The sequence below is a fragment of the Halorubrum sp. AJ67 genome (assembly GCF_000513435.1).
In genome coordinates this window covers 46,425-47,664 of record NZ_CBVY010000014.1, presented here as the reverse complement: position 1 = coordinate 47,664, position 1,240 = coordinate 46,425, and the positions used below count along the sequence as shown (strand labels likewise).

Genomic DNA, 1,240 nt, shown 5'->3' with positions numbered 1-1,240 from the left:
TGCCGGTCGGACGGACGCCGACTGGAGTGGACCGTCAGTCCGCCGCCGCGACCGGCTCCTCGTCGCCGAGCGCGGGACGACCGACCCACCGGTCGAACGACAGCGGCCCGGAGCCGAGCGTGAAGACGGCAGACGCCATGCCGAACAGCGCGACGTGCGCGAGGACGGGGTCGTCCGGGAGCCCGAACAGCGTCGTGGTGAACAGCACGAACGAGAGCGCGGCCGCGCCGCGGGTGAAAAAAGCCCGCGATGAGCGCCAGCCCCACCGCGACCTCGGTCACGCCGGCTCCGACGACCCACAGTCCGGGGTCGACCGGAACGACCGACGTGAGGTCGTACTTCTCGACGACGAGGAGCGCGCTGCCGGGGTCTGCGAGCTTCTGGATCAGCCCGAGGTAGACGAACGAGACGCCCATCCCGACCCGGAGCACCGTCGGCACGTACCGCCGCAACGGGGCCGTCGACTCGTCGAGGAACGACTTCAGGTGGTGGACCGGGTCGATCCGGCCGTAGTACGACCCCGGCGTGCTCGCGACCTCTAACAGCATGTCGTCCGCGCTCGGTCGGCCGCCGCCGAGGATCACCAGCGCGACGAACACCGGGACGTACTCTACCGCGAGGACGACGGACGAGTCGACGGCGAGGAACACCCACGCGTACGTCGCCAGCCCGACCGCCGAGACGATCCGAGTCCCGAGCCCGAAGAGAATGAAGAACCCGAGTCCGATGAAAAGCACCCGGAGGAACGGGTTCACTGCGGTGTTAAACGAGAGCGTCGGCGCGAAGAGGTACCCCTGGAAGCCAGCGCCGACGAGAGGGAGTCCGACGGCGAGCCGCAGCATCCACGGGACGAGGTCGCCGTAGCCGGCGAGCTTCTCGCGGAGGACGACCACGTCGACGATGGTGGGTCGCACCCACAGGTAGGCGGCGAGTCCGACGAGCGCGACGAGCCCCGAGCCGGCGAAAAGCGCCGCGTTGAACGGCTCCGAGAGCACGTCGACGACGAACGTCACCGCGTCCATCGGGTCGCCGGAGTCCTCGGTAACGTAGTCGACGTGGGCCGCGACCGGTCGCGCGACGAGCGTCGCGAGCAGGGCGAGCACGGCCGTGGCGGCTGATCGGAAACGAGCGACCATACCTCGTCTACGGGCCGGACGCACCTAACGGTATTTCTTCACGAACGTTCAAATCGGACGCTGAGGCGCTCGTTCCTCGAGCTCGGCGGTCGCCTACGGTGCCC

At 69.1% G+C, this 1,240-nt stretch carries 1 pseudogene; it reads right to left on the bottom strand.

Annotation, left to right across the window (positions count from 1 at the left end):
• Positions 1-34 precede the first annotated feature (34 nt).
• Positions 35-1,136: pseudogene (locus BN903_RS11360) on the bottom strand (DoxX family protein).
• Positions 1,137-1,240: the final 104 nt, after the last annotated feature.